This is a genomic window from Erythrobacter sp. KY5, assembly GCF_003264115.1.
Classification (GTDB): Bacteria; Pseudomonadota; Alphaproteobacteria; order Sphingomonadales; family Sphingomonadaceae; genus Erythrobacter.
This window is the reverse complement of record NZ_CP021912.1, coordinates 3,006,848-3,031,087: the sequence shown is the minus strand read 5'-3', so window position 1 is coordinate 3,031,087 and position 24,240 is coordinate 3,006,848. Positions and strand designations below refer to the sequence as shown.

The window sequence follows — 24,240 nt, the reverse complement described above, 5'->3', positions numbered from 1 at the left end:
ATCTGCGAGCAGCGCGCCCGTAGCTGCAACAGCAACGCAAGCCGCGCCCTCCGCTTCAGATAACATGATTGCGGACATGGTTTCGCGCATGAGCCTGGAGCGCAAGGTCGCGCAGCTGATCCAGCCGCAAATCAATTCGTTCGATGCACAAGAGATGCAAGAGTATCGCTGGGGCAGCTATCTCAATGGGGGCAATGGCGGCCCTTACGGCGACGAATTTGCGCCCGCATCGCAATGGCTGCGCCTCGCGGACGAGATGTGGGACGCATCGACGCAACCCTTGCCAGATGGTGAGCCTGTCATCCCTACGATGTGGGGCACAGACGCCGTTCACGGCCACACCAATGTCGTTCAGGCGACAATTTTCCCGCACAACATCGCCCTTGGCGCAACCGGCGATGCGGACCTTGTCCGGCAGATCGGGGCTGCAACCGCTACAGAGATCGAGGTGACCGGGATCGACTGGAACTTCTCGCCGACCGTTGCGGTCGCGCGCGATGACCGTTGGGGCCGTACTTACGAAAGCTATTCCGAAGATCCCGATCTGGTCGCACAAATGGGCGCTGCACTCGTCGAAGGTTTGCAGGGCAAGAAAGGCGCCGAGGATTACCTCGGCCGAGGCCGCGTTATCGCAACCGCCAAGCACTTCTTTGGCGATGGCGGCACCGATCAGGGTGTCGACCAGGGCGACGTCAACGGTGACATCGATGCGCTCAAGGCGATCCACGCGGTTCCTTACCCGGTCGCGATCGAGGCCGGTGTCGAAACCATCATGGCAAGCTTCAACTCAATCAATGGCACAAAGATGCACGGGAACGAAGCTTTGCTCACGGGCGTGCTTCGCGGCGAGATGGGCTTTGAAGGACTGGTGGTCGGCGACTGGAATGGCCACGGGCAGATTGCTGGCTGCACTGTTTCCGACTGCCCGCAGGCGCTTATCGCAGGGCTCGATATCTACATGGTGCCAGACGATGCTGTCGCCTTGCACACCTCGCTGGTAGCGCAGGTTCGCGATGGCACTATTCCCGAAGCGCGCGTCGATGAGGCGGTTGCCCGCGTCCTTCGCATCAAGCAGCGTGCCGGACTGCTGGGTCCGGATGCTCAGAGTCCCTCGGCGCGGCCCAATGCCGGTGAATACGACAAGCTTGGCATGGCGCCGCACCGCGCTGTTGCTCGTGAAGCTGTCGCCAAGTCGCAGGTGATCCTCAAGAATGACGGGGTCCTGCCTTTGAAGCCGGGCTCCGATATCCTCGTTGCCGGTGTCGCCGCGGACAGCATCGCGCAGGCCGCTGGCGGCTGGACGCTCACCTGGCAAGGCGGTCGCGAGCTGACCAACGACTACTTCCCGGGAGCGACCTCGATCTGGGCAGGGATCGAGGAAGCGGCGCAAGAAAGCGGCGGCAGCGCAACGCTTTCGACAGATGGCACATTCGACCAGCGCCCCGACATTGCGATCGTGGTCTTTGGCGAAGAGCCTTACGCAGAATTTGCTGGCGACCGGAAGAACCTGATCTTCGCGGATAGCGAGGGCCTCGACCTGCTACGCAAATTCGAAGAGCTAGGCATCCCGACAGTATCGGTGTTCCTTTCGGGCCGTCCCATGTGGGTGAACCGCGAACTGAACGCATCCGACGCATTTGTTGCCTCATGGCTTCCGGGCAGTGAAGGCGCGGGCGTTGCTGACATTCTGTTCGGCGAGAGGGCTGCCACGGGCAAGCTATCCTTCAGCTGGCCTGCAAGCTGCGAGGGGAATCCGCTCAATGGCCCGGATGGCGCTCTGTTCGCGCTTGGCTATGGCCGTTCGCTCGACGACACTGCCCCCTTGGGCGACCTCAGCGAAAGCTGCGGCTTCCTGGATGGCGCTCCGGCTGCCGATTGGTTTGTTAATGGTCGCCTGTCTGCCGGCATCACCGCAAGTGCTGGCGGGACGGACTTGCCGAACCTGCGCGGTGAAGGCGGGGGTCTCGTTGCTCGCGGTATCGACCGCAACCGGCAGGAAGATGCGCGCCAGCTGACATTCGGACCGGGTTCAAGCTTCACCGTCGCTGGCGAAGGCGAGGGCGCTTACATCATCACTTACAACCTGCCCGCCGCTCCCGCAGGCACCGTGACCATTGCAAGCGGCGAGCGGACCGAGGACGTGACGCGCCGCATGACGGTTGCCGCTGGCAAGGGATGGCGCGAAATGGTCCTGACCGAGGCGTGCCTTGGCGAATTTGGCGATGGCCTCACCATCACCACGAACGCGCCGCTGCAATTCTCGATCGCGCAGATCTCGCGCAGCGCGCTGCCAGAAGGTACGGAATGCTCATTCTAGGGAATAGCTGAGGACATGTGCGCGAGCGTGGCTGGGAAAGACCGCGCCGCGTGCTAGTTCGCAGTCATGGGGAAATACGACGCGCGTGAAAGAACTCGCGCGCATTGGGGAGTGAAGCAGCGATGACGCTGGAGACTATCGATATCATCATCATCGCGGGCTACGCGCTCGCGCTTCTCGGCATCGCTCTGTATGTGAGCCGCGAGCCAAAGGGCCACGACAAGAACACCGAGGATTACTTCCTCGCTGGTCGCGCGCTCCCGTGGTGGGCGATCGGTGCCTCGCTGATCGCCTCCAACATTTCTGCTGAACAGATCATCGGCCAGTCAGGCGAAGGTTTTGCCATCGGGATCGCGATTGCGGCCTATGAATGGCAAGCGGCCATCGTTCTCTTGATCGTCGCCAAGTACTTCCTCCCGATTTTCCTCAAGCGTCGCATCTACACGATGCCGCAATTCCTCGAGCAGCGTTACGGCGCAGGCGTGAAGAACCTGATGAGCGTCTTCTGGGTCGCTCTTTACACCGCAGTGAACCTCACGGCGGTGCTTTGGCTTGGCGGTCTTGCCATCGACACGCTGACCGGCTGGGGCGTGATGCCTGCCATGATGGCACTGGCCGGATTTGCCGCGCTCTATTCCCTGTATGGCGGTCTGAAGGCTGTCGCGCTTACCGACATCATTCAGGTCGTTATCCTGATCATTGGCGGCCTTGCGATCACGTGGTTTGCGCTCGATGCGCTGCCTGCTGATGGGGCGGTCGCTGGCTTCAGTTATCTCATGCAAGAGATGCCTGGGCACTTCGAAATGATCCTCGACACCGACGATGTGGGCTACGACAAGCTGCCGGGTATCTGGACGCTTTTGGGCGGCCTGTGGGTGCTCCACTTCAGCTATTGGGGCTTCAACCAGTACATCATCCAGCGTGCTCTTGGCGCAGAGAACCTTGGCGAAGCGCAAAAGGGCCTCGCCTTTGCTGCCTTCCTCAAGCTGCTGGTGCCTTTTATCGTTGTCATTCCTGGCATCGCGGCGGTGATCCTTGCGCAGCAAGGCCTGCTCAATGGCGATGCTCTCAACGAGGCATCGGACCGGACCTATGGCGAGCTGATGGGCTTTGCACCGGCTGGTCTACGCGGACTGGTCTTTGCGGCGCTGATCGCGGCGATCGTCTCGTCGCTTGCATCGATGATGAACTCTATCTCGACCATCTTCACGATGGACCTTTATCGCAGCTGGAAGCCTGACGAGGCGGAGACTCACTACGTCACTGTAGGTCGTCTAGCCGCCTTCACCGCAATGGTGATTGCGCTTGTTCTGGCGCGGCCGTTCCTTGGCGGGTTCGAAAGCGCGTTCCAGACGGTTCAGGAATATACCGGCTACATCGCGCCCGGCATCGTGATCGTCTTCCTGCTCGGCTTCTTCGACAAGCGTGCGAACACCGCTGGTGCCTTCACCGCCCTGATCGGATCGGTTGCACTCAACCTCGTGGTCAATGCGGCCTTCCCGGAACTGCCGTTCGTGGTCCGTATCTGGATTGTCTTCATGGTCGGCATCGTCGCAGCGATGGTTGTGTCGCGTGTTACGGCGAAGCCGGACGAAGACCGCACAGTCAATCTGTCGGACATGGCCTTTGCGACGAGCACGCTGTTCAACACGCTCGCTACGATCACGGTGGCGATCCTCGTGGGGCTTTACGTCTGGCTTTGGTAAAGTGTTCGGGGGCGCTTGCCGCCCCCGAAGGCCGTGCGCGTTAACCAGCGGCGCAGTGCCGGGCGAGATAGTCCTCGTGGGTCGGTAAAGTGCCCACGGCACGCTCGATCAAAGTGCGCACATTGCGCAGGAATTCCGAAAGCTGCGCATCGCTGAGCCCGTTCGCCATTACATCGTGGCTTTGCGGAACGACGCCCTGGCCCAGCATTACCTGCACCCAGCTCGCCTCGCGAAACAGATCGTCGGCATCGCGACCAACGCGCCCGGAGGACGCGAAAAGCTCCTGCTTGTGCGTCAGGCTGTCGGGGACATCCATGTTCTTGCAGTAACGCCAGAACTCGGAATCGTCCCGCTCGGTCTGATGATAGTGCAGGATCAGGAAATCGCGGATCTGTTCGAACTCCGCCTCGCAGCGACGATTGTACTCGGCGCGCTCAACGTCGGATCGATTGTTCGTCGGAAAGAGCTGCAACAGGCGGCTGACATGCGACTGGATCAGGTGGATGCTGGTCGATTCAAGCGGTTCGAGAAAGCCGCTCGACAGGCCGATGGCAGCGCAATTGTGCGACCAGAACTTCTCGCGCCTGCCGGTGGTGAAGCGGATGGGCCGCGGATCGGCCAGTGGCTTTGTATCAAGCCCTTCCAGCAGCGCCGCGCCCGCTTCTTCGTCCGAAATGAAGTCGCTGCAATAGACATGGCCGTTGCCGGTCCGGTGCTGAAGCGGGATGCGCCATTGCCAGCCAGCTGTCTTCGCGGTGGCACGGGTAAACGGCACGAGCGTCTCAAGCCGTTCGCTGGGCACTGCCTGCGCGCTGTCGCACGGCAGCCATTTTGACCAGTCCTGATACCCGACGCCCAGCTCCTGACCCAGAAGCAGCGCGCGAAATCCGGTGCAATCTATGAAGAAGTCACCCTCGACCTCGTGGCCGTTATCAAGGGTGATGGACGTAATGTCACCGCTCTCCCCGTCGCGCGCAACGCACTGTACGATGCCTTCCGTTCGCGTCACGCCCTTCTGCTCTGAATACGCCCGAAGGTAAGCGGCGTAGAGGCTGGCATCGAAGTGATAGGCATAGGCAAGACCAGTCATCGGTGTGTTGCCGACGCGGTCAAGCTTTCCGAACTTGGCGTGACTGGCGGCCAGCTGGTGCAGAGAATAGTGCCACAGGCTGTGCCCCGAACCCGACGCAGCGGCGCGTTTCCAGTAATGGTGGAAAGGCACGCTCGCGAGGTTCATGCCTGCGTCCCCGAAAGTATGAAGATACCGGCTCCCAACTTTGCCCCAATCAACGAATTCGATGCCGAGTTTAAAAGTGCCGTTGGTGCGCTTGATGAAATCGTGCTCATCAAGACCCAGGATCGTGTTCAAGCGGATGATCTGAGGAATGGTCGCTTCGCCAACGCCGACGGTGCCGATCGCATCCGATTCGACCAATTCGATCGATAACGCGCGTCCCATCAGGCGCGAGAAAGCCGCAGCGGTGATCCAGCCTGCGGTCCCGCCGCCCACTATGACGAGTTTTTTAACAGAGGTGTTGCTCATCATGATCCCATTTGCGCCTGTTCAATAGGCCGGAAGAAGGCGTTTATCGTCAAGCGGCCCCTTGCGGGATCGGGTGACAACTCTGCCGATCCGTCGATCAGGCCCGAGTGCAGCACATTGCCGCGATAGAAAAACGCCTGATTGAATGCCCCTTCGCACACGTGAGTGCGCTCAAAATAAGGTTCGCCATCGGTAACGTAGGCAGGAGGGGGCAGACCATTGGTGCGAACGTCGTTCTCGAGCGCCTGTCTATAGCGTGGAAAATTTGCGTCGGTCAGGGCTTCCAGTCCGGTGGAACGCTGGCGGAAGAATCCGGTCCCCCCGTGAGGTGTGTCGTGCAGGTAAAGCATCATCGCGAGCTGTCTCGCATCGGTCCCGTCTACATGCGGAAAACGCTGCATCGGGATCAGGTCGCCAGGCCCTGCAGTGACTAGCGAGAACCAGGCTTGCATCTCCCATCCGTGCTCCGATGAGCCGAACGCCGTGTCCAAGAGCGGTGACAGCTCATTCAGCCATGCGAGCGAGACACTTTGCGGCAACGGCGCGCGGACACCGGGATATTGCGGCGTGATCTTTGCAAATTTTTGCAAAGTTGCAGCTTCGATGACCTGCGTTGGCGATGACAGGATGTTTACGACAGACGCAAATACATGATTTTGCAAAGAAAATGATCCAATTTGCGTGTCTGCGAGGGATATAGTCCAGTCTTGCATGGTGCATGAAGCCGCTTCGTTCTGTTCGGATCGTGGCGAGAGGCTAACAGAGCGTCGGAGCGAATCCAATTGGGCCTGACTAAGTAACTGTAATAGCGTTATTTAGAGCCTTTGATTGGGTTGGTATTCTAGAGGTTCCCCTTAGCCAGAGGGTGCCGTCTAACGGGTGGGCATGCAAAAGTGTGACACCACAGACACAATGTGTTGATAGTTACCCTGAATTTGCTGACTTCAGCTCATCGAATTTCAGTAAAGTACTGACCGGAAATGATAAAATGACACTTCGACCATGTCATCAACGTTTCGCAATTCATGATTTACGCGGGCGAGTTTTGCAGCTATGAAAAAAACTGCAAACACGCACAGATCGTGATGCGTCGGGGAGAGATAGAATGGGATTGAAGCGTTACTCCGCTAACACTCGTCTGCTGTGTACTGCAGCCACGGGTTTGGCATTGGTCGCCACCGCTGCGCCTGCAGTCGCACAGGACAGCCAGGAAGAAACCGTTGCAGAGAGCGAGGACAACGAGATTGTCGTCTCCGGTATCCGCAGCGCTATCCAGAACTCGCTTGAGACGAAGCGGGAGGCCACGTCGATTGTCGAGGTGATCTCTGCTGAAGACCTCGGGCAGTTGCCCGACCTGTCGATCGCCGACTCGCTCGCGCGCCTTCCGGGCGTCACCGCGCAGCGTGTGCGCGGTCGCTCCCAGCAGATTTCGATCCGTGGCCTTGGTCCCGACTTCAGCCTCGCGCTCCTTAACGGCCGCGAAGTCGTTTCGGCAGGCAACAACCGCGGCATCGAGTTCGACCAGTTTCCAAGTGAGTTGATCGGCCAGGGTGTCGTCTACAAGACGGGCGATGCTCGCCTTGCTGCTATCGGTATCGCCGGTGCTGTGGACCTTCGCACTGTTCGTCCGCTCGACTTCAACGACCGCCAGGTCAGCGCCTCGGCCACTTACGTCATCAACGACAGCGGCTCGCGCAATCCTGACTTTGCAGACGATGGCTATCGTTTCTTCGGGTCCTATATCGACCAGAACGCTGACGGCACTCTGGGTTGGTCGCTGGGCGTCACGGTTCAGTCGAACCCGACCCACTTCATCAGCCGCGAGCTGAAGACCAACCAGTTCCAGGTTTCTACCGACGCAAATGGCCTGATCTACCCGTCGGACAACCCGCGTCAGGGCGCAGTGAGCCGCGAGTTTGAGCGTACATCGGTCGCCGGTTCGCTCCAGTTCGAGCCGAGCAGCGATTTCTCGCTCATGATCGACGCGTTCTTCACCGACACGCAGGATACGGGCATCTTCCGCGGGACGGAAACGCCAATCGCTTCGTGGAGCGGTGCGCAATTCGATGGCGCGACCGGCAGCGGCCCGTTCGCCGACAGCGCCCAATATTCGGCGGTCGTCCCGATCATTCGCACCGACACCGAAGGCAGCGAATCCGAAATCTTCGCCATCGGAGCGAATGCCGATTTCAACGTCACCGACAATCTCGGACTTTTGTTCGACTACGGCTATTCGACGCTCGATCGGCAGGATATCGACTACGAATCCTACGCCGGAACGGGGCGTGCCCGTGGCGGTGCTCAGGACACGCTGAACTTCACCTTCCCGGAAAATGGTCGCTATTCGATCGACGGTCTGCTGGACTATACCGATCCGGCGAATGTTCTCCTGACCGACCCGGGTGGTTGGGGCCAGGTGGGCTTCATCAAGCAGCCGCTTATCGACGACGAACTGCACCAGCTTCGTGCTGAGGCATCGTGGGAGTTTGGCGGCGGACTTCTCGACAGCATCATCTTCGGCTGGCTCTACACCGATCGCGAGAAGAACTTCGACTCCAACGAATCCTTCCTGCGCCCGACAGCGGCGTTCGGCGACGGACTTCCCGTTCCGACAAACAGCATCGTCGGGATTACCGACACCGGTGATCTGGGCCAGAATATCCTCGCCTATGATCCGTCGGGCTTCCTGACCGATGGCACCTATCTCGTCGAGAAGGCGACTTTCGACACCGAATGGGTCGTCGAAGAGCAGGTCCACAACTTCTACATCCAGGCCAACATCGACGGCATGCTGGGTGAGGTTCCGGTGCGCGGCAATATCGGCCTGCGCTATGCCGACACCGATCAGTCTTCGACCGGCACGATCGGCGGCGGATTCACCAACACCGTCGAAGAGAGCTACGACGACTGGCTGCCGAGCCTCAACCTCAGCTTCGAAGTTGCAACGGATACGTTCATCCGTCTGGCAGCTGCGAAGACGGTGACGCGGGCCCGCCTTGACCAGATGGCGGCGAACCAGAACATCACCGCCAATCCGCTGGCCTGCGCCGATACAGATGGCGATCAGATCCCGGATACGGTGATCGGATTCAATCCGCCTAACCTTGTTTGCTTCAACCTGAGCGGCGGCAACCCGTTCCTGCAGCCCTATGAATCGCTATCGTTCGATGTCTCGTTCGAGAAGTATTTCTCGCCGGGCAGTGCGATCATCATCGCTGCGTTCCACAAGGACCTGTCCGACTGGATCATCGACTTCAACGAGTTGATCGACCTGACGCAGCCGATCGAGAATGCCGGTTTTGGCGGCATCCTGACCAATGCGCCTGAACTTGCGACGGGTGTGTTCGCCGGACCGGTCAACTTTGCTGACGGCAAGATCACCGGTATCGAAGGCACCGTCCGCGTTGACTTCGCTGACCTGACCCCTGCTCTCCAAGGCTTCGGTGGCTTCTTCAGCTACACCTATGCCGATGCGGAGGTCGAGGACCAGAATGCGGTTCCACTACCCATTCCGGGTTACTCGGAGCAGACCTGGTCGGGCGACATCTTCTACGAAAACAACGGCTGGCGTGCGAAACTCGCAGCCCGTTACCGCAGCGGCTTCCTGTCCGAGGTTCAAAACTTCGACGGATCGCTGAGCGGTGCGGACGCGCAGAACGAGACGATCCTCGATGCGCAAATTGGCTACACCTTCCAGGAAGAAGCCGGTCCGCTCAAGGATCTCGGTATCCTGATCGAGGTGTTCAACCTGACCAACGAGCCGTTCGTGACGCAGAACGATCTGTTCGGTGCAGGCGGCAATCAGGTGGGCACGTTCCCCAGCCGCCACGAGGTCTATGGACGCACGTTCAACTTCACGATCCGCAAGAATTTCTAGAGCCTGAAGGGTCGCAACCTACAGGACACCGGGGAGGGCCCGCCGAGCGATCGGCGGGCCCTTTTTCTTTGCAATATCGAATGGAAAAGCGCGCTCAGCTCGCGAGCGGGGAAGGGCAGTGGCGCGCAAGGAAGTCGGCATGCGTCGGCATCTGCGCGACCGCTTCGCGCATTGCTTGCGAAATCATCTGCATGCGCTGTGGCACAGGAACATTATCCCGCATTTCAGTAATCGCGGGGGCACGGCGCGGCATGATGTCCTGACCCATATAGACCGCGATCCAGCTGGGATTGGCGAACAGTTCGCGCTCATCGGCAACCAGCAGGCCGTAATTGCGGAAGTGGTCGATCTTGTATTGCAGGGTGTCGGGAATTTCCATCGCAGAACAATACCGCCACAGCTCTGCATCATCGCGTGTGGTGGCCTTGTAATGGAGGATCAGGAAGTCGCGGATGCGCGCATATTCGTCCGCCGTCTGGCGATTATATTCGCGTGCGAGAAGGGGTGACATCTCACTATCGGGTAACAGCGCAATCAACCGCAGGATGCCATACTGGATCAGGTGAAGGCTGGTCGATTCCAGCGGCTCCATGAACCCGGCAGAAAGGCCGATGGCGACGCAATTCTTGTCCCAGAACTTCTTGCGGCGCCCGGTGACGAAGCGAAGCGTGCGCGGGTCCGCTTGCGCCTCACGGTCGAGCGAGCCCATCAGGGTCTCGGTCGCTTCATCCTCGGAAATGAACTCGCTGCAATGGACGTAGCCGTTGCCGGTGCGATGCTGAAGCGGGATGCGCCATTGCCAGCCAGCCGCTTTCGCCGTGGACCGGGTATAGGGCGTGATATCGGACTGTTTGGCACAAGGCACGGCGACTGCGCGGTCGCAGGGGAGCCAATGCTGCCAATTCTCGTACCCTGCCTCCAAAGTGTCTTCGATGAGCAGGCCGCGAAATCCGCTGCAATCAACGAATAACTCGCCGGAAACACTGGTGCCGTTGTCGAGCGTGACGCTCTCGATGAAGCCGTCCTCGCCGCGCTGGATCACGTCCGTAACGCGCCCCTCGATCCGCTTCACCCCGCGTGCTTCGGACACGCGGCGCAAGAAGGCTGCGTAGAGGCCGGCATCGAAGTGGTATGCGTAATCGAAGGTCGACTGGATCTTGCGCCGGTCGGCTTCAGGCCGCGCGAATTTACCCGCCTTGGCCATCGCCCAGCACATCGAAAAATCGTCGATTGGCCCCTCGACACGGCCATTGAGCGCCTCGCGCATCCAGTAATGGTAGAAGGGCACTTTATCGAACTCGGCCCCGTACTGGCCGAAGGGATGGAAGTAACTGTGGCCCAGTCTCGACCAGTCGACGAACTGGATGCCGAGTTTGAAAGAACCTGCGGTTTCCTTGACAAAGGTTGCCTCGTCGATCCCGATGCGCGCGTTGAACTGGCGGATGGGAGGGATCGTCGCCTCGCCCACGCCGACCGTGCCGATGGCTTCGCTTTCGATGAGCGTGATCGAACAGGACTTGCCCAATGCATCGGACAGCGCAGCAGCGGTCATCCAGCCGGCGCTTCCGCCGCCGACGATGACGATGCTTTTCAGCGGAGCGTATGCGTCCTCAGCCATATCAGCCGCCACAACTCTCCCGAATTAGGAGGCTCGTCTCCAAGCGCTCCGAGACGGCCTGTGCCCCTTGCGTGTCGATAAGCTTGGATACCAGCATCCGACCTGCAAGGTTCGTGTCCTGGTCGATCGTTGTCAGCCGCGGGGTAACAAGCCGGGCGGCAGGAATGTTGTCATAACCCACCACCGAGACATCGCCGGGGACCGAGCGGCCCGACTTGGTCAAGGCTCGGATGGCGCCAATCGCGATGAGATCACTGGCGGCGAACACCGCATCGAAATCGATCCCGCGTTCAATCGCCGCACGCGTGGTCGCTTCGCCCGAATGCACATCAAAGTGCGCAGGCAAGGTCAAGCTGTCGTCCAGAGCGACGCCTGCCTCGGTGTGCGCAATCCGATAACCACGGTGACGCTGCTCGGCCTCGGGCGCTTCCGTGTCGCCCAGGAAAAGCACGCGCTTCCTTCCAAGTCGCAACAGATGCGAGGTGGCTCGCTTTCCGCCCGCGACATTGTCAGATCCGATGGTACAATATCGTGCATCGCCAAACTCTGCGCCCCAGACGACGAACCTGTCGTTCGTGTCGGACAGTTTGTTGAAAGCGTGGTGCAGCGAGCTCTGCCCGATGAAGATCATGCCGGTCGCGCGGCTCGTCGTCATGGCGAATTCGAGATCTTCGGCTGAGCGCGGGAAGACATGGCTGATGACGAGATCGGCATTACGTTCGCGCGCGGCCTCGGCGATGCCTGCCAGCAATTCGAGGAAAAAAGGATCGGCCACACGCGTCTCACGCGCCTGCGGGGCGGGGACGATCACCGCAATGGTTGCTTCTGCACCAACCGGCCCGTTGGGCATGTTGGTGCGGAAATCGTAATCGTGCTCGCGCGCGATCTTCCAGATTTCCTGCTTGGTCCGGCGCTTGACCGCTGGGCTGTCGTTGAGCGCACGGCTGACGGTCGAGATCGATACGCCTGCCTGGCGCGCGATATCTTCCAGCCGTGCGTTCTTTCTGGATTTCAGACCGGCCGAGCCCATCGCCTACTTTCTCCCGATAGCCGCCCAATATCCCGTTCGCGGCGCCAAGGTCGTTAGCACGCCTTCGCGCGTTTCAGCCACCGCCTCGCTTGCGATAGTTGTGGCTGACTTGAAGCGATCGGGCGGCGACCATTCGATTGGCGATTGGCCAAGGTTGAAGGCGCAAAGGACTTCGCCCCCGCCGTCATGGCGGATGAAGGCGACAATGTCGTCAGGCGTGTCGAGCAACTCGCTAGACCCGCTGACGAGCGGCGGATTGTCGTTGCGGATGGTAAGCAGCTTTCGGGTGTAATTCAGCACTGCTCCGGGCTCTGCCGACTGACGGTCAATCGCGCGCGCTGCATGATCGGGGTCAACCTTTAGCCAGGTGCGGTTGGCTTGAGAGAACCCTGCCTGAGGCGCTTCGGCTGACCACGGCATAGGCGTGCGTGCGCCATCGCGGCCCAGCGTATGCGGCCAGTTGATGATGGCCTCCGGATCCTGCAGATCGGCAAAGGCGACGTGCCCCTGCGGCAAGCCCAATTCCTCGCCCTGATAGATGATCGGATTGCCGCGTAGCGACAAGAGCAGCAACATGCTGAGCCGAGCGGTCTTTTCGAAGTCGTCATCGCCTGCCCAGCGCGTGGTCGCTCGCGGCGCGTCGTGATTTGAAAATGCCCAGGATGGCCAGCCTTCGCCCGGTGTCTGGTCCCAGTTGGCGAGCGAGCTGCGCACCCGCTCCGCCGTCAGGTCCGGCGCGTACAGGAAATCGAAATTGTAGGCGGAATCGAGCCGCTTGCCGCCATCGGTGAACGCCTTCATCTCTTCGAGGGGTTCGGGCCCTCCCACTTCAGCGACAGTGAAACGACCGGGATATTCGTCGATGGTCGCGCGAATGCGCTCAAGGAATGCCGGAATGTCGGCATGGCTCTGATTGTAGCGCTTGATCTGCATGTCGAAGGGCCGCGTAACCTGGCTCATCGGCACGCCAGAGGGCGGATTGTCGCGCAATTCGGGATCGTGCATCGAGAAGTTGAGCGCATCGAGCCGAAACCCGTCTACTCCGCGATCCAGCCAGAAGCGTGCAACGTCGAGCAGCGCGTTCTGCACTTGCCGGTTATGGACATTGAGATCAGGCTGGCTGGTGAGGAAATTGTGCAGGTAATATTGCCTGCGCGGACCATCCCACTGCCACGAAGACCCGCCGAAAACCGACTGCCAGTTCGATGGCGGTGAGCCATCGGGCTTTGGATCGGCCCAGACATACCAGTCCGCCTTCGGATTATCGCGGTCGCGCCGGCTTTCCTGAAACCAGGCGTGTTCGTCCGAGGTGTGCGAATAGACCTGGTCGATGATAACCTTCAGGCCCAGCTCGTGCGCCTTGGCAATGACCGCGTCGAAATCCTCGAATGTCCCGAAGGTGGGGTCGATGCCGCAATAGTCGGAAACATCGTATCCGAAATCCTTCATCGGCGAAGTGAAGAAAGGCGAAATCCATATCCCGTCCACGCCGAGCGAAGCGATGTAGTCGAGCCCTTCGACCACACCGCGCAGGTCACCGATGCCGTCAGCGTTGGTGTCGCGGAAACTGCGCGGATAGATCTGGTAGATTACAGCGCCGCGCCACCACTGGGCGCCGCTGGTCACCGTTCGGCTTTTCATTTCTGTCATTTCGCTCATTCGGCTGCCCCGGAAACACGTGCGATGCACCAGCCATACGGCCTAAACTCGACAGCTACGCTCCCCGGTGCCGAAACCTCGGCGGGGCACGAGCCGCTCAGCGTTTGAAGCTTGCGCGCGGTGTAGCCGATCGTCGAGGACGCGCTCAAGGCATCACCCGAAGTGTTGAAAGCGAGCAGATATTCGCCGCCCGTCTCAGGATCGAAGCGAGAGAAGCTGATGAGACCGGGTCCGGTATCGTTATAGGTGCGCGTGACCTGCCTGCCCCGGCGAAGCGCCGCGTGATCGGCGCGAACCTTCGCGAATTCGCGAACCAGTTCATAAAGCGGGTGCGCCGTGTCGAAGTTTTCATCGGCCGTGGTCGCATCGGTGCCGATCAGCGCGTTGTCGTTGTAGCTGTCGGTCAGGCTGGGGAACATGTCCTCGCGTGCGGCCTGGTCATTTCCATCGCCGACAAAGCCCTGCTCGTCGCCGTAATAGATCACCGGATTGCCGCGCAGCGTCATCATCATCGCGTGGCCCAGCTTCACCCGCGAGAGCAATTCGTCCTGTGAGATATCGGGATTGTCGGCTTTTATCAGCGTCGAAAAGCGGCCCATGTCATGATTGCCGAGGAAGGTCGGCATGGCCCGCGCTGCATCCTCTCCGCCTTCGTAATTCACATCGCCATCGAACATGTCGACGATCACCGTGGTGGGTGCTCCGCGGCCGATCGCTTCGTGCATCGCGGCCTGAAATGCGAAGTCGAGCACGGCGGGAAACCCGTCGCGGCGGGTGAACTGAGCCAGATATCCGCTGTTGGGACTTGCCGAATAGACCTCGCCGAAGATCAGGAAATTGGGAATGCCCTCGGCCTCGGCGGTTTCGAGCATGGCTGGTACGAAGGATTGCCAGAATTCGGGGTTTACGTGCTTCGCGGTGTCGATGCGGAAGCCATCAATGCCAAAGCGGGTTATCCAGCTGGAATAGATGTCGATCATCCCTTCGAGCACGCGCGGATGCTCTGTGTAGAGATCGTCAAGCCCGGCAAAATCGCCATAGCGGCTGTTCTCACCGCTGAAAGTCGTGCTGCCTCGGTTGTGGTAATAGATCGGATCGTTCAGCCAGGCGGGCACTTTCGCATCTCGCTCCGCCTCGGGAACGAACGGCACGTTGGCGTAATCGGGCGAGGTAAGCCTGGCGAAATTCTCCGCCGTCTGGACATCGTCGCCAAGGAAACCTTCGTTGATCGGCTCTCCATTCACGCCACCGCGCCGCGTGTAGGGATAGTCGGCGAGGCTGCGATATTCGTAGCCTTCTTCATACTGGATCACGTCGGCAGTGTGGTTGGTGATGATGTCCATATAGACCTTCATCCCGCGCGCATGGGCTGCATCGACAAAGGCCTTGAACTCATCATTGGTCCCGAAATGCGGGTCGATGCTGGTGAAGTCGGTCACCCAGTATCCATGATACCCTGCGCTTTCCTGGCCTTGCGGCCCCTGTACAGGCTTGTTCTTGAAGATCGGTGCAAACCAGATTGCGGTGACGCCCATGCCTTCGAGGTAGTCGAGCCGCGCGGTCAGGCCGGCAAGGTCGCCGCCGTGATAGAAACCTTTATGCGTTGGATCATAGCCGTGATCGAGCGCTGTTCCGGTGACGCCGCCGCGATCGTTTGACGTATCGCCATTGGCAAAACGGTCTGGCAGGACGAAATAGACCACCTCGTCTTCAGGCAACCGATCGCGGAAGCTCGATTCGCTTGTCGATGGCTCAGTCATAGCCCAGGCACCGCCCCCGCTCAGCGAAAGCGCTGCGAGGCATGAAAGCCAGATTCGTTTGCTCATCCAATCCTCCCATCGACTGATTGCCACCACGAGCCCAGTTTTGCAATTGTTTGTGAAAATTTGCCTTCTTGCAAGGTGATGCAAATATAATTTTTATTATCAATAAGATAGATCGCCACATCCGCCTTGAATGGCGACTTTCCGCACATCTTTATCAAAGATTCTTGCAAATTTTTGCATAAGCGCCACACTGCGCGCTCGAAGGTTGGTATATGGGACACGCCAATCGGGAAGCGCGAGAGCACCGTGAGCTAAACACGGGCGGGCGCAGGAGAGGGATACTAGCGATGAATCAGGCAGCGGCCACTGGCTCTGCGCGCAAGCCGGCAATGAATGCGGGCCAGATATGGAACATGAGCTTCGGCTTTCTTGGCATCCAGATCGGCTTCGACCTTCAGAACGGCAATGTCAGCCGGATTTTCCAGACGCTGGGAGCCGAGGTGAACGAGCTTGCGATCCTGTGGATTGCAGCGCCGATGACCGGCCTGATCGTGCAGCCGATTATCGGGCATTTGTCCGACAACACCTGGGGCCGGTTCGGGCGTCGTCGCCCTTATTTCCTCGTAGGTGCGCTGCTCGCGACGCTGGCCTTGTTCATCATGCCCAACTCGCCAACGCTCTGGATCGCGGCGGGGATGCTGTGGATCATGGACGCCTCGCTCAACATCACGATGGAGCCATTCCGCGCCTTTGTCGGCGACAACCTGCCCGACCGGCAGCGAACGCGCGGTTATGCGATGCAGAGCTTTTTCATTGGCGTTGGCGCGGTGATCGCAGGCGCTCTGCCCTGGGTGATGACCAACTGGATGGGACTGAGCAACGTCGCGCCCGAGGGGCAGATCCCCGAAACGGTGCAATGGGCGTTTTACATTGGCGGTGCTGCCCTGTTAGCGGCCGTCTGCTGGACAGTTTTCAAGACCAAAGAATACAGTCCCGAACAGCTCGCCGGGTTTGAGGCGGCGCGGCACGAAGCGCTGGGCGTTACTCCGGACAATGCCTCCACCACCCGCCGCAGCGCTGCGCAGTTCCAGCGTGGCGGGCTGCTCTGGATCATTATCGGCATCGCTTTTGCAGCGCTCGTAATGACCGCACGCACCGATCCGCGACCTGCATGGATAGGCGACCTGGAAATCGCTCAGGAGCTTTACGTCCTTGCCGGACTGATCGCTGCTTTCGGCATTATCCAGTTCATCGCCTCTTTCCTGCGCAAGAGCGGGCGTGACGAGAATGGCTTTATGGAAGTCGTCAACGACCTCTTCGCCATGCCAAAGACGATGCGACAGCTGGCCGTGGTGCAGTTCTTCAGCTGGTTCGCGATGTTCTCGATGTGGATTTACGGCACGCCCGCGGTGGCCGAATTCCACTTCGCCTCGCCCGATCCGGTGACGCAGGGGTATCAGGATGCGGCCGACTGGTGGAGCCTGCTTGGTTCGGTTCGCAACGGGATCGCTGCGGCGGCTGCGCTCGGCTTCATTATCATCGCTGCAAAGATGGATCGTTGCCGACTGCATGCACTCAATCTGGCCATCGGCGCAGTCGGCTTTGCTGCGATGCTGCTGATCCGCGATCCGGGGCTGTTATGGCTGCCGATGGTGGCGGTCGGGATCGCTTGGGCCTCGATCGTGTCGCTGCCTTACGCGATCCTTGCCGGGTCGGTGCCTGCGAAGAAAATGGGCATTTACATGGGCATCTTCAACATCTTCATCGTCGTGCCGCAGCTGATCGCCGCGACGTTGCTCGGCTTCCTGCTGACGACGTTCTTCGATGGCGCACCGATCTACGCGATGATGATTTCGGCAATCTCGTTTGCGCTCGCAGCCGTCGCGACTTTCTTCGTAACCGACGGGACCAGCGCGATCCTCGAACGGCAGGCCCAGCTGAAGGAGGCATCGTGATGCTGCGTATCGGATTGACACTGACCGCCGCATTGGCGCTGAGTGCGTGTGACGCGGCTATCGGGTCTGACACGGCGACCTCTTACGAGCCGCAGCCTTACGTGCAGATCGAGGCACCTGAATGGGCGGCGGATGCGGTCATCTACCAGATGAACACGCGACAGTTTACGCAGGAAGGCACCTTCGCCGCTGCGCAGGAACACCTGCCGCGCCTCGCCGAAATGGGCGTCGATATCGTCTGGCTGATGCCGATCCACCCGATTGGCGAGGCAAAGCGAAAAGGCGTCATGGGTAGCCCCTATTCGGTGCTCGACTATCGCGCGGTCAATCCGGACCTCGGCACAGAGGAAGAATTTCGCGCCTTCGTTGATGCAGCTCATGAGCAGGGTCTGAAAGTTATTCTCGACTGGGTGGCGAACCACTCGGCCTGGGACAATCCGCTGACCCAGAGCAATCCCGAATGGTACACACGCACACCCGAAGGCGAGATGATGCCGCCTGAAGGGACCGACTGGTCCGACGTGGTCGACTTCGACTTCTCCAACCCGGGCCTTCGTGAATACATGACCGGGAGCCTCGCCTATTGGGTGCGCGAGTTCGGCGTGGACGGATACCGCGCGGATGTCGCTGGATATGTCCCGACCGACTTCTGGGAAACCGCGCGCGCCGAGCTTGACGCGATCAAGCCGGTTTTCATGCTCGCCGAGTGGGAGACGCGCGACCTGCACCGAGGTGCCTTCGATGCGACTTATGCATGGGGCTGGAAAGAGGTCATGCAGAAAATCGCGAAGGGCGATACTGATGCGAGCGCCATGCGCGGTTACTTCGCCACGCAAAAGGTAAGCTGGCCGCACGCGGCAATGCGCATGACCTACACCGACAATCACGACCAGAATTCGTGGGATGGTGTCGCATCGGATATCTATGGTCCCGCCTATAAGACCGCCATTGCATTGAGCTTCACCGCGCACGGCATTCCACTGATCTACAATGGTCAGGAAGCCGATCTCGACCGCCAGCTCGCCTTTTTCGAGAAGGACGAGATTGAGTGGAAGGTCGGCGAGTATGATCCGCTCTTGCGCCAGCTTATTGCCTTGAAAACTCAAGAGCGCGCTCTGTGGAACGGTGCATGGGGTGCGCCGATGGTCGATGTCCCGACCAGCGCAGACGACGATGTTTTTGCGTTCGTCAGAGGCAAAGGCGAGGACCGTGTTTTCGGCGTCTTCAACCTCTCCGGGCGCGAGCGCACGGTGACGTTTGATTTCGCCCGCCATCACGGCAGCTTCACCGACGCGCTTTCAGGTGAAGCGAACGAGTTCGAGGACGGTACGTCGCTGACGCTTGGTGCGTGGGGCTATCGGATTTTCACTGCCAACTAAGCCCATTCTGATTGGAGAGCACCATGTTGCATACCGGGATCAAGTTTTCTGCTCTGCTCGCTCTGACGATAGCGGTCGCGCTGCCTTTGAAGGCGGAGACGCTGACGGTCGCGTCACCTGATGGCCGGATCACCGTCAGCGTCAGCGACGATGGCGGGCACGCAAGCTACCGGATCACGCATGACGGCGATCAGGCAGTCGATACATCGCGCCTCGGCCTTTTGTTCGCCGATCATCACGGCTTTGAAAACGACCTTGCGATCACCGCATCGGCGCGCGTTTCAAATGACGACACTTGGGAGCAACCGTGGGGTGAGCGCCGCTATGTGCGCGATCACCACAATGAACTTGTCGTAACTTTTGGCGCATCCGAGGGTCCGGCGCGCTCTATGGTCGTGCGTTTCCGCGTCTTCGATACCGGTGTCGGATTTCGCTATGAACTGCCTGAGCAGGACGCGCTTTCAGGCGATATCCGCATCACAGATGAGCTGACCCAGTTCTCTATCGGCCCGGACGCCAATGCGTGGTGGACGCCGAGCCGCCAGTTCAACCGCTACGAATACATTTACCGCAAGGGCAAGGCAGCGATCGTCGACGATGCGCATACCCCTGTGACCTTCCGCCAGCCCGATGGCCTGCACATCTCGATCCACGAAGCCGCGCTGGTTGATTATTCGGCCATGTCGCTGCTCGCGCTACGTCCCGGCAGCTTCGAGGCCGCGTTGCGTGCAGGCTCTGACGGGATCAAGGTCCACACCAAGGCGCCTTTCAAATCACCCTGGCGTACGATCCAGATTGCACCTGATGCCGCTGGCCTCATCAACTCCGACATCATTCTCAATCTCAACGAGCCGAACAAGCTCGGCGATGTCTCGTGGGTGGAGCCGGGCAAATATATCGGCATCTGGTGGGCGATGCATATTCGCGAGCGCACCTGGGGCAATGACGGCATTCACGGCGCGAACAACGAAGATGTGATGCGCTACATCGACTTTGCGGCAGAGCATGGCTTCAACGGGGTGCTGGTGGAGGGCTGGAATATCGGCTGGGACGGTGACTGGTTCAACAATGGCGAATTGTTCGACTTCACGCAGGCCTATCCCGATTTCGACCTGCCGATGCTGGCTGACTACGCCGCCGACAAGGGCGTGCGCATCATCGGTCACCACGAAACCAGTGGCAACGTCGCCAATTATGAAGCGCAGATGGAGGACGCCTTTGCGCTCTATGCCGCCAACGGCGTGCGCGAGGTGAAGACCGGATACGTGGCCGACGCAGGCGATATCGTTCGTTATGACGAAAACGGCGTGAAGCAGTACGAATGGCACGACAGCCAGTTCATGGTCGGCCACCACCTGCGCGCGGTCGAAGCAGCGGCTCGCCACCGGATCTCGATCAACGCGCACGAGCCGGTGAAGGACACCGGGCTGCGTCGCACCTATCCCAACTGGATGACCCGCGAAGGCGCGCGCGGGATGGAGTTCAACGCATGGGGCAGCCCGCCTAACCCGACAGACCACATCTCGATCCTCGCCTATACCCGGATGCTGTCCGGGCCGATGGACTACACGCCGGGCATCTTTGACCTGCGTCCAAACGAACGGCCCCCAGTGCGCGAGGACATGCAGCGCGGCGATCCTTCGAACCGTCCGCAGACGACGCTCGCAAAGCAGCTGGCGCTATACGTGGTGCTCTATTCACCGCTCCAGATGGCGGCCGACCTGCCTGAGAATTACGAGGCGAAGATGGACGCTTTCCAGTTCATCAAGGACGTGGAGGCAGATTGGGAAGAGAGCGTGGCCATCGCGGGCGAAGTGGGCGAATATGTTGCGATTGCGCGCAAAGGGCGCGCAGGCGGCGAGTGGTTCCTCGGCGCTGTGACCGATGAGGAGGAGCGTGATCTCACGCTGCCGCTCGATTTCCTCGAAGAAGGCAAGAATTACACCGCACAGGTCTATCGCGACGGCGATGGCGCGCATTGGGACACCAACCCCTACGCGCTTGTCATCGAAGAGATCGAAGTCACCGGCGGCGGCACCATGGAGGCAAAACTTGCGTCATCGGGCGGGGTCGCGGTGCGCTTTATCGCGCGCGATTGAGCGGGACTAAGTGGCGCGCTTCACCCGACCCAGACGTCGAGTGAATAGCGCCCGTTCGCGATAAGCTCACCGATCCAGCTTTGCGCCTCGGCTGGTGTGGAGCCGGTCTTGTCGCTGTGGATTTTGGCCAGCGCCGCGCGCACGTCCGGCTCCATCCGCGCGCCGTCGCCGCAGACATAGACGCGGCCACCTGCCTCAAGCATCTGCCAGATTGCGTCGGCATCTTCTGCGATGTGGTTCTGCACGTAGCAATTGCCTTCGCCAATGCGTGAGAAAGCGGTGCGCAAGGTGACAATTCCGCGCTTGTCGTAATCCTCAAGCTCGTCGCGATAGAGGTAGTCCTCTTCCGGGGTCCGGCATCCGAAATAGAGCCGCGCGCCCCCCAATTCCTTGCCCGAATTGGCAAGCGCATCGCGCGCCTGCAGGAAACCGCGAAACGGCGCGAGGCCTGTTCCCGGTCCGACCATGATGAGCGGCACCATGGGATCGTCCGGCAGGCGGAAATTCGCAGTCGGTTCGCGCACAACGGCGTTGAAGGATGCACCCGGCTCAAGTTCAGCGAGGTAATTCGAGCACGTCCCTTTAAATGTGCCTTTGCCCGAAAGTGCCGGTCCTTTGACGACGCCGACGGTGATTGAACACGTCTGAGGGGTGTCTCCGGGCGCTGATGAGATCGAATAGTAACGCGGGGAAAGGAACGGGATCATCTCGAGAAATACCGCCAGCGGAAGGTCGCAGGCGGGGTATTCCTCCAGCAGGTCGAGCACCGATTTGCGCTTGGCCAGAACATCGGTTGCATACTGGTCCGTCCCGTCATCGGCTGGCGGCTGGGCAAGCTTTTCAAGTTCCGGTTTCGAATTCGGACACTCGGTATAGAGCGCCAGCGTTGCAATGTCCTTGCGCGTTGCGACCGCCTGCAATTCGCCTGCCGTCTTGGCGAGATTGTAGACCGAGAAGGTACTGCCGCTTGGGAAGGGGCCGCGCATTTCGCTGCGCGATTCGATCCGAACATAGGTGTCCGCATCGAGATTGAAGCGGTGCAGCAGCCGTTCGACCACGGCATCGTCATTTTCAGGCACGACGCACAGGTGATCGCCCGGCTGGTATGTCTCGCCATCGGCCAGTTCGACTTCGATATGCCGGGTCGAGCGCCCTTCGCCCATGTCGGTGTTCTTGAGCTCGCGATTGGCGACCATCCGCACCGCATGCGCTCCCACGCGCGAGGCGACCGTGTTGGCGGTAACGCTCTGCGTGACTTCGACCTTGTAGAGCGGCTCTGCAATCCCGGCAGCCTCGCCCGAAAGGTCGAGGTCGAAATGCTCACCCAGCTGCGGCATCAGCGCATCGAGCCAGGTGTGGAATTGCGTGTCGACATCGCTGCGCGCGTCGAGTTCGGTGGTGGGGACGATCCGCTTCGCGCCAAGCTCTTCCATTCGCGCATCGATCAGGCGCGGTACAGCCTGAAAGGTCGCCGCCCAGTCGGAATTACCGCAGCCGAGCATCATGTAGGATACGTGGGAGAGGTCGGGCGCAGCGCCGTCCTTGCTTTCGATCCAGTCAACGAACCTGGCGGCATTGTCGGGCGGCATGCCGTTGTATGACGCGCACGCAATCGCAACCGCACCGCCATCGGGCAGCTTGCCGACATAATCGTCGAGCGGGGCCATCTCGACGTCGAAGCCGTTGAATTCCCCCTTCTGCGCGACTTCGCGGGCGAAGCTTTCGCTTGATCCCAGGTTCGATCCGTAAAGGACGAGCAGCGGCGTGCCGTGTTTGGCGACTTTGGGTGCGGCGCGCTCAATTGCCGCTTCGTCCGTGTCTTCGGTCACCTTGCCGCCGCGTTCCACATCCTTGCGCATCCGCGCCTTGATCGTGAATTCGTCGGGCTTGATCGACAAAGTCTCTTTGATGTCGAGCTTGTAGTCGGAATGGTCGAACAGCTCGAACCGCTGGAGGATCATCGCAAGGACCAGGATCGATTCCTGGATCGCAAACTGCCGCCCGATGCAGGCGCGCTGGCCGTTTCCGAAAGGCTTGTAAGCATGGACGGGCCGCGCGGCTTCGGCCTCGGGAGCGAAGTTTTCGGGGTCGAACTTCTCAGGATTTTCGCCCCAGACCGAATTGTCACGATGGAGCGAGGGGATGAGGACGGTCGTGAACGTGCCCTTGGGGATCAGGTACTTGCCGCCCAGCACTTCGTCTTCGAACGGGGCAAGGCCAAAGGCGGGCGCGGTCGGCCACAGGCGCAGCGCCTCGAACAGGATCGCGCGGATGTAAGGGAGCTGGCCGATCTGCTTGAGGCTTGGCGGCTGGTCGATATTGCGGCCAAGGACGGTGTCGACCTCGGCATAGGCGCGGGTCAGCACGTCGCGGTTCTTGAGCAGATAGTAAAGCGTGAAGGATAGGAGACCCGATGTCGTTTCGTGGCCCGCGATCAGGAAGGTGTTGATCTGATAGCGGATGTTCTCATCCGACAGCCTCTCCCCGGTCAGCGGGTCGCGGCCCGAAAGCATGAAATCGAGCAGGTCTTCCGGCCCGTCGCCGCCGCTGCGCTGGCGTTCGCGAATGATCTCGTCGACGAGGTTGTTCATGTATTTCGCATCGCGGTGCAGCTGTTTCACAGCGTCGCTCTTGAGCAGCTTCTCGCCCGGAATTCCGCGTATCTTCTGCGTTGTCTCCAGCGTGCGGGTGAGCGCGCGGATGAAGGGGTGGAAGTCTTCGCGGTAGAACGAATTGAACCGGTACCCGAAACCGCAAACGCCAATCGTGTCGAGCGTCAGGCGGATCATATCCTTGGGCACGTCGATCACGTCGTCCGAGTTCATCCGCTCCCACTTCATGACCAGCTGCGTGGCAATGTCGGTCATCATCGGAAGGTAGCTGCCCATCGCCTTCTGACTGAAGGAGGGCAGCAGGATGTTGTGCGCCTTCGACCAGTTGGGCGCGTCCGTATCACCGGTGAAAAGGCCATCGCCGCCGATCAGCCGCAGGCGTTTGAGCGGCCCGCGCACCGACTTGTCGAAACGCTTTTCGTCGCACACTTCGGCGACAAGATCCGCGCCCGATACGATCACAATCGCGGTGCCCATCATGTCGAGCTGGAAGATCGGGCCATATTCTTCGGCCAGCTGCATAAGCGACTGGATCTGCTGACTTGCATCCACAGTCAGGGCGTTGCCGATCAGCGGCTTGCCGGGAGGTTGCGGGATGGGTGTGAGCGTCGCGTTTGTGGCCATGTTTTGTTGTCTGCCAGACAATTGCGAGAGTGAAAAGCCGCGAAGGCATCCGCTC

Annotated in this window: 13 protein-coding genes; 6 read left to right on the top strand and 7 right to left on the bottom strand. The window is 60.1% G+C overall.

Going from position 1 to position 24,240, the window contains the following annotated elements; translation table 11 throughout:
* Positions 1–88: 88 nt before the first annotated feature.
* Both CD351_RS14285 and CD351_RS14280 read left to right on the top strand, forming a co-directional pair.
* Positions 89–2,317 (top strand): glycoside hydrolase family 3 protein, encoded by a 2,229-nt coding sequence (locus CD351_RS14285; RefSeq protein ID WP_234027149.1) that lies wholly within the window; start codon positions 89–91, stop codon positions 2,315–2,317.
* A gap of 122 nt (positions 2,318–2,439) precedes the next feature.
* Positions 2,440–4,023, top strand: coding sequence for a sodium/sugar symporter (locus CD351_RS14280; RefSeq protein WP_111993259.1), 1,584 nt, complete (start codon positions 2,440–2,442; stop codon positions 4,021–4,023).
* A 40-nt stretch (positions 4,024–4,063) separates the two neighbouring features.
* Here CD351_RS14280 and CD351_RS14275 read toward each other — a convergent pair whose 3' ends face one another.
* Both CD351_RS14275 and CD351_RS14270 read right to left on the bottom strand, forming a co-directional pair.
* Complete coding sequence (locus tag CD351_RS14275) at positions 4,064–5,566, bottom strand: tryptophan halogenase family protein (RefSeq protein ID WP_111993777.1); 1,503 nt, start codon at positions 5,564–5,566, stop codon at positions 4,064–4,066.
* Positions 5,566–6,228 carry a DUF6445 family protein gene (locus CD351_RS14270; RefSeq protein WP_111993258.1) on the bottom strand — a complete coding sequence of 221 codons (663 nt, stop codon included), beginning with the start codon at positions 6,226–6,228 and terminating at the stop codon, positions 5,566–5,568. The genes CD351_RS14275 and CD351_RS14270 overlap by 1 nt, the downstream gene beginning before the upstream one ends.
* A gap of 506 nt (positions 6,229–6,734) precedes the next feature.
* Between CD351_RS14270 and CD351_RS14265 the strand changes: the two genes are divergently transcribed.
* Positions 6,735–9,443, top strand: a complete 2,709-nt coding sequence (locus tag CD351_RS14265) for a TonB-dependent receptor (RefSeq protein WP_234027147.1) — start codon at positions 6,735–6,737, stop codon at positions 9,441–9,443.
* Between the two features lie 94 nt (positions 9,444–9,537).
* Here the strand turns inward: CD351_RS14265 and CD351_RS14260 are convergent, their stop codons facing one another.
* From CD351_RS14260 to CD351_RS14245, 4 genes are read right to left on the bottom strand one after another with little or no spacing between them, the layout of a single operon-like run.
* Complete coding sequence (locus CD351_RS14260) at positions 9,538–11,061, bottom strand: tryptophan halogenase family protein (RefSeq protein WP_111993256.1); 1,524 nt, start codon at positions 11,059–11,061, stop codon at positions 9,538–9,540.
* Position 11,062: 1 nt separating this feature from the next.
* Complete coding sequence (locus CD351_RS14255) at positions 11,063–12,091, bottom strand: LacI family DNA-binding transcriptional regulator (protein ID WP_111993255.1); 1,029 nt, start codon at positions 12,089–12,091, stop codon at positions 11,063–11,065.
* Positions 12,092–12,094: 3 nt separating this feature from the next.
* Complete coding sequence (locus CD351_RS14250) at positions 12,095–13,750, bottom strand: alpha-glucosidase (protein WP_111993254.1); 1,656 nt, start codon at positions 13,748–13,750, stop codon at positions 12,095–12,097.
* Positions 13,747–15,510, bottom strand: a complete 1,764-nt coding sequence (locus tag CD351_RS14245; protein ID WP_111993253.1) for an alpha-amylase family glycosyl hydrolase — start codon at positions 15,508–15,510, stop codon at positions 13,747–13,749. The genes CD351_RS14250 and CD351_RS14245 overlap by 4 nt, the downstream gene beginning before the upstream one ends.
* 353 nt (positions 15,511–15,863) lie before the next feature.
* Between CD351_RS14245 and CD351_RS14240 the strand changes: the two genes are divergently transcribed.
* Genes CD351_RS14240 through CD351_RS14230 form a run of 3 tightly spaced genes read left to right on the top strand, consistent with a single transcriptional unit; the run spans position 15,864 to position 20,949 of the window.
* The gene (locus tag CD351_RS14240) at positions 15,864–17,471 is read left to right on the top strand and encodes an MFS transporter (RefSeq protein ID WP_111993252.1); all 1,608 of its coding nucleotides are present in this window, start codon (positions 15,864–15,866) and stop codon (positions 17,469–17,471) included.
* Positions 17,471–18,850: an alpha-amylase family glycosyl hydrolase gene (locus tag CD351_RS14235; RefSeq protein ID WP_111993251.1), complete on the top strand. Its 1,380-nt coding sequence runs from the start codon at positions 17,471–17,473 to the stop codon at positions 18,848–18,850. Before CD351_RS14240 ends, CD351_RS14235 begins: the two co-directional genes overlap by 1 nt.
* Positions 18,851–18,873: 23 nt before the next feature.
* The gene (locus tag CD351_RS14230) at positions 18,874–20,949 is read left to right on the top strand and encodes a glycoside hydrolase family 97 protein (protein WP_199797880.1); all 2,076 of its coding nucleotides are present in this window, start codon (positions 18,874–18,876) and stop codon (positions 20,947–20,949) included.
* Between the two features lie 20 nt (positions 20,950–20,969).
* Here the strand turns inward: CD351_RS14230 and CD351_RS14225 are convergent, their stop codons facing one another.
* Positions 20,970–24,185, bottom strand: coding sequence for a bifunctional cytochrome P450/NADPH--P450 reductase (locus tag CD351_RS14225; protein ID WP_111993250.1), 3,216 nt, complete (start codon positions 24,183–24,185; stop codon positions 20,970–20,972).
* Between the last annotated feature and the right edge of the window lie 55 nt (positions 24,186–24,240).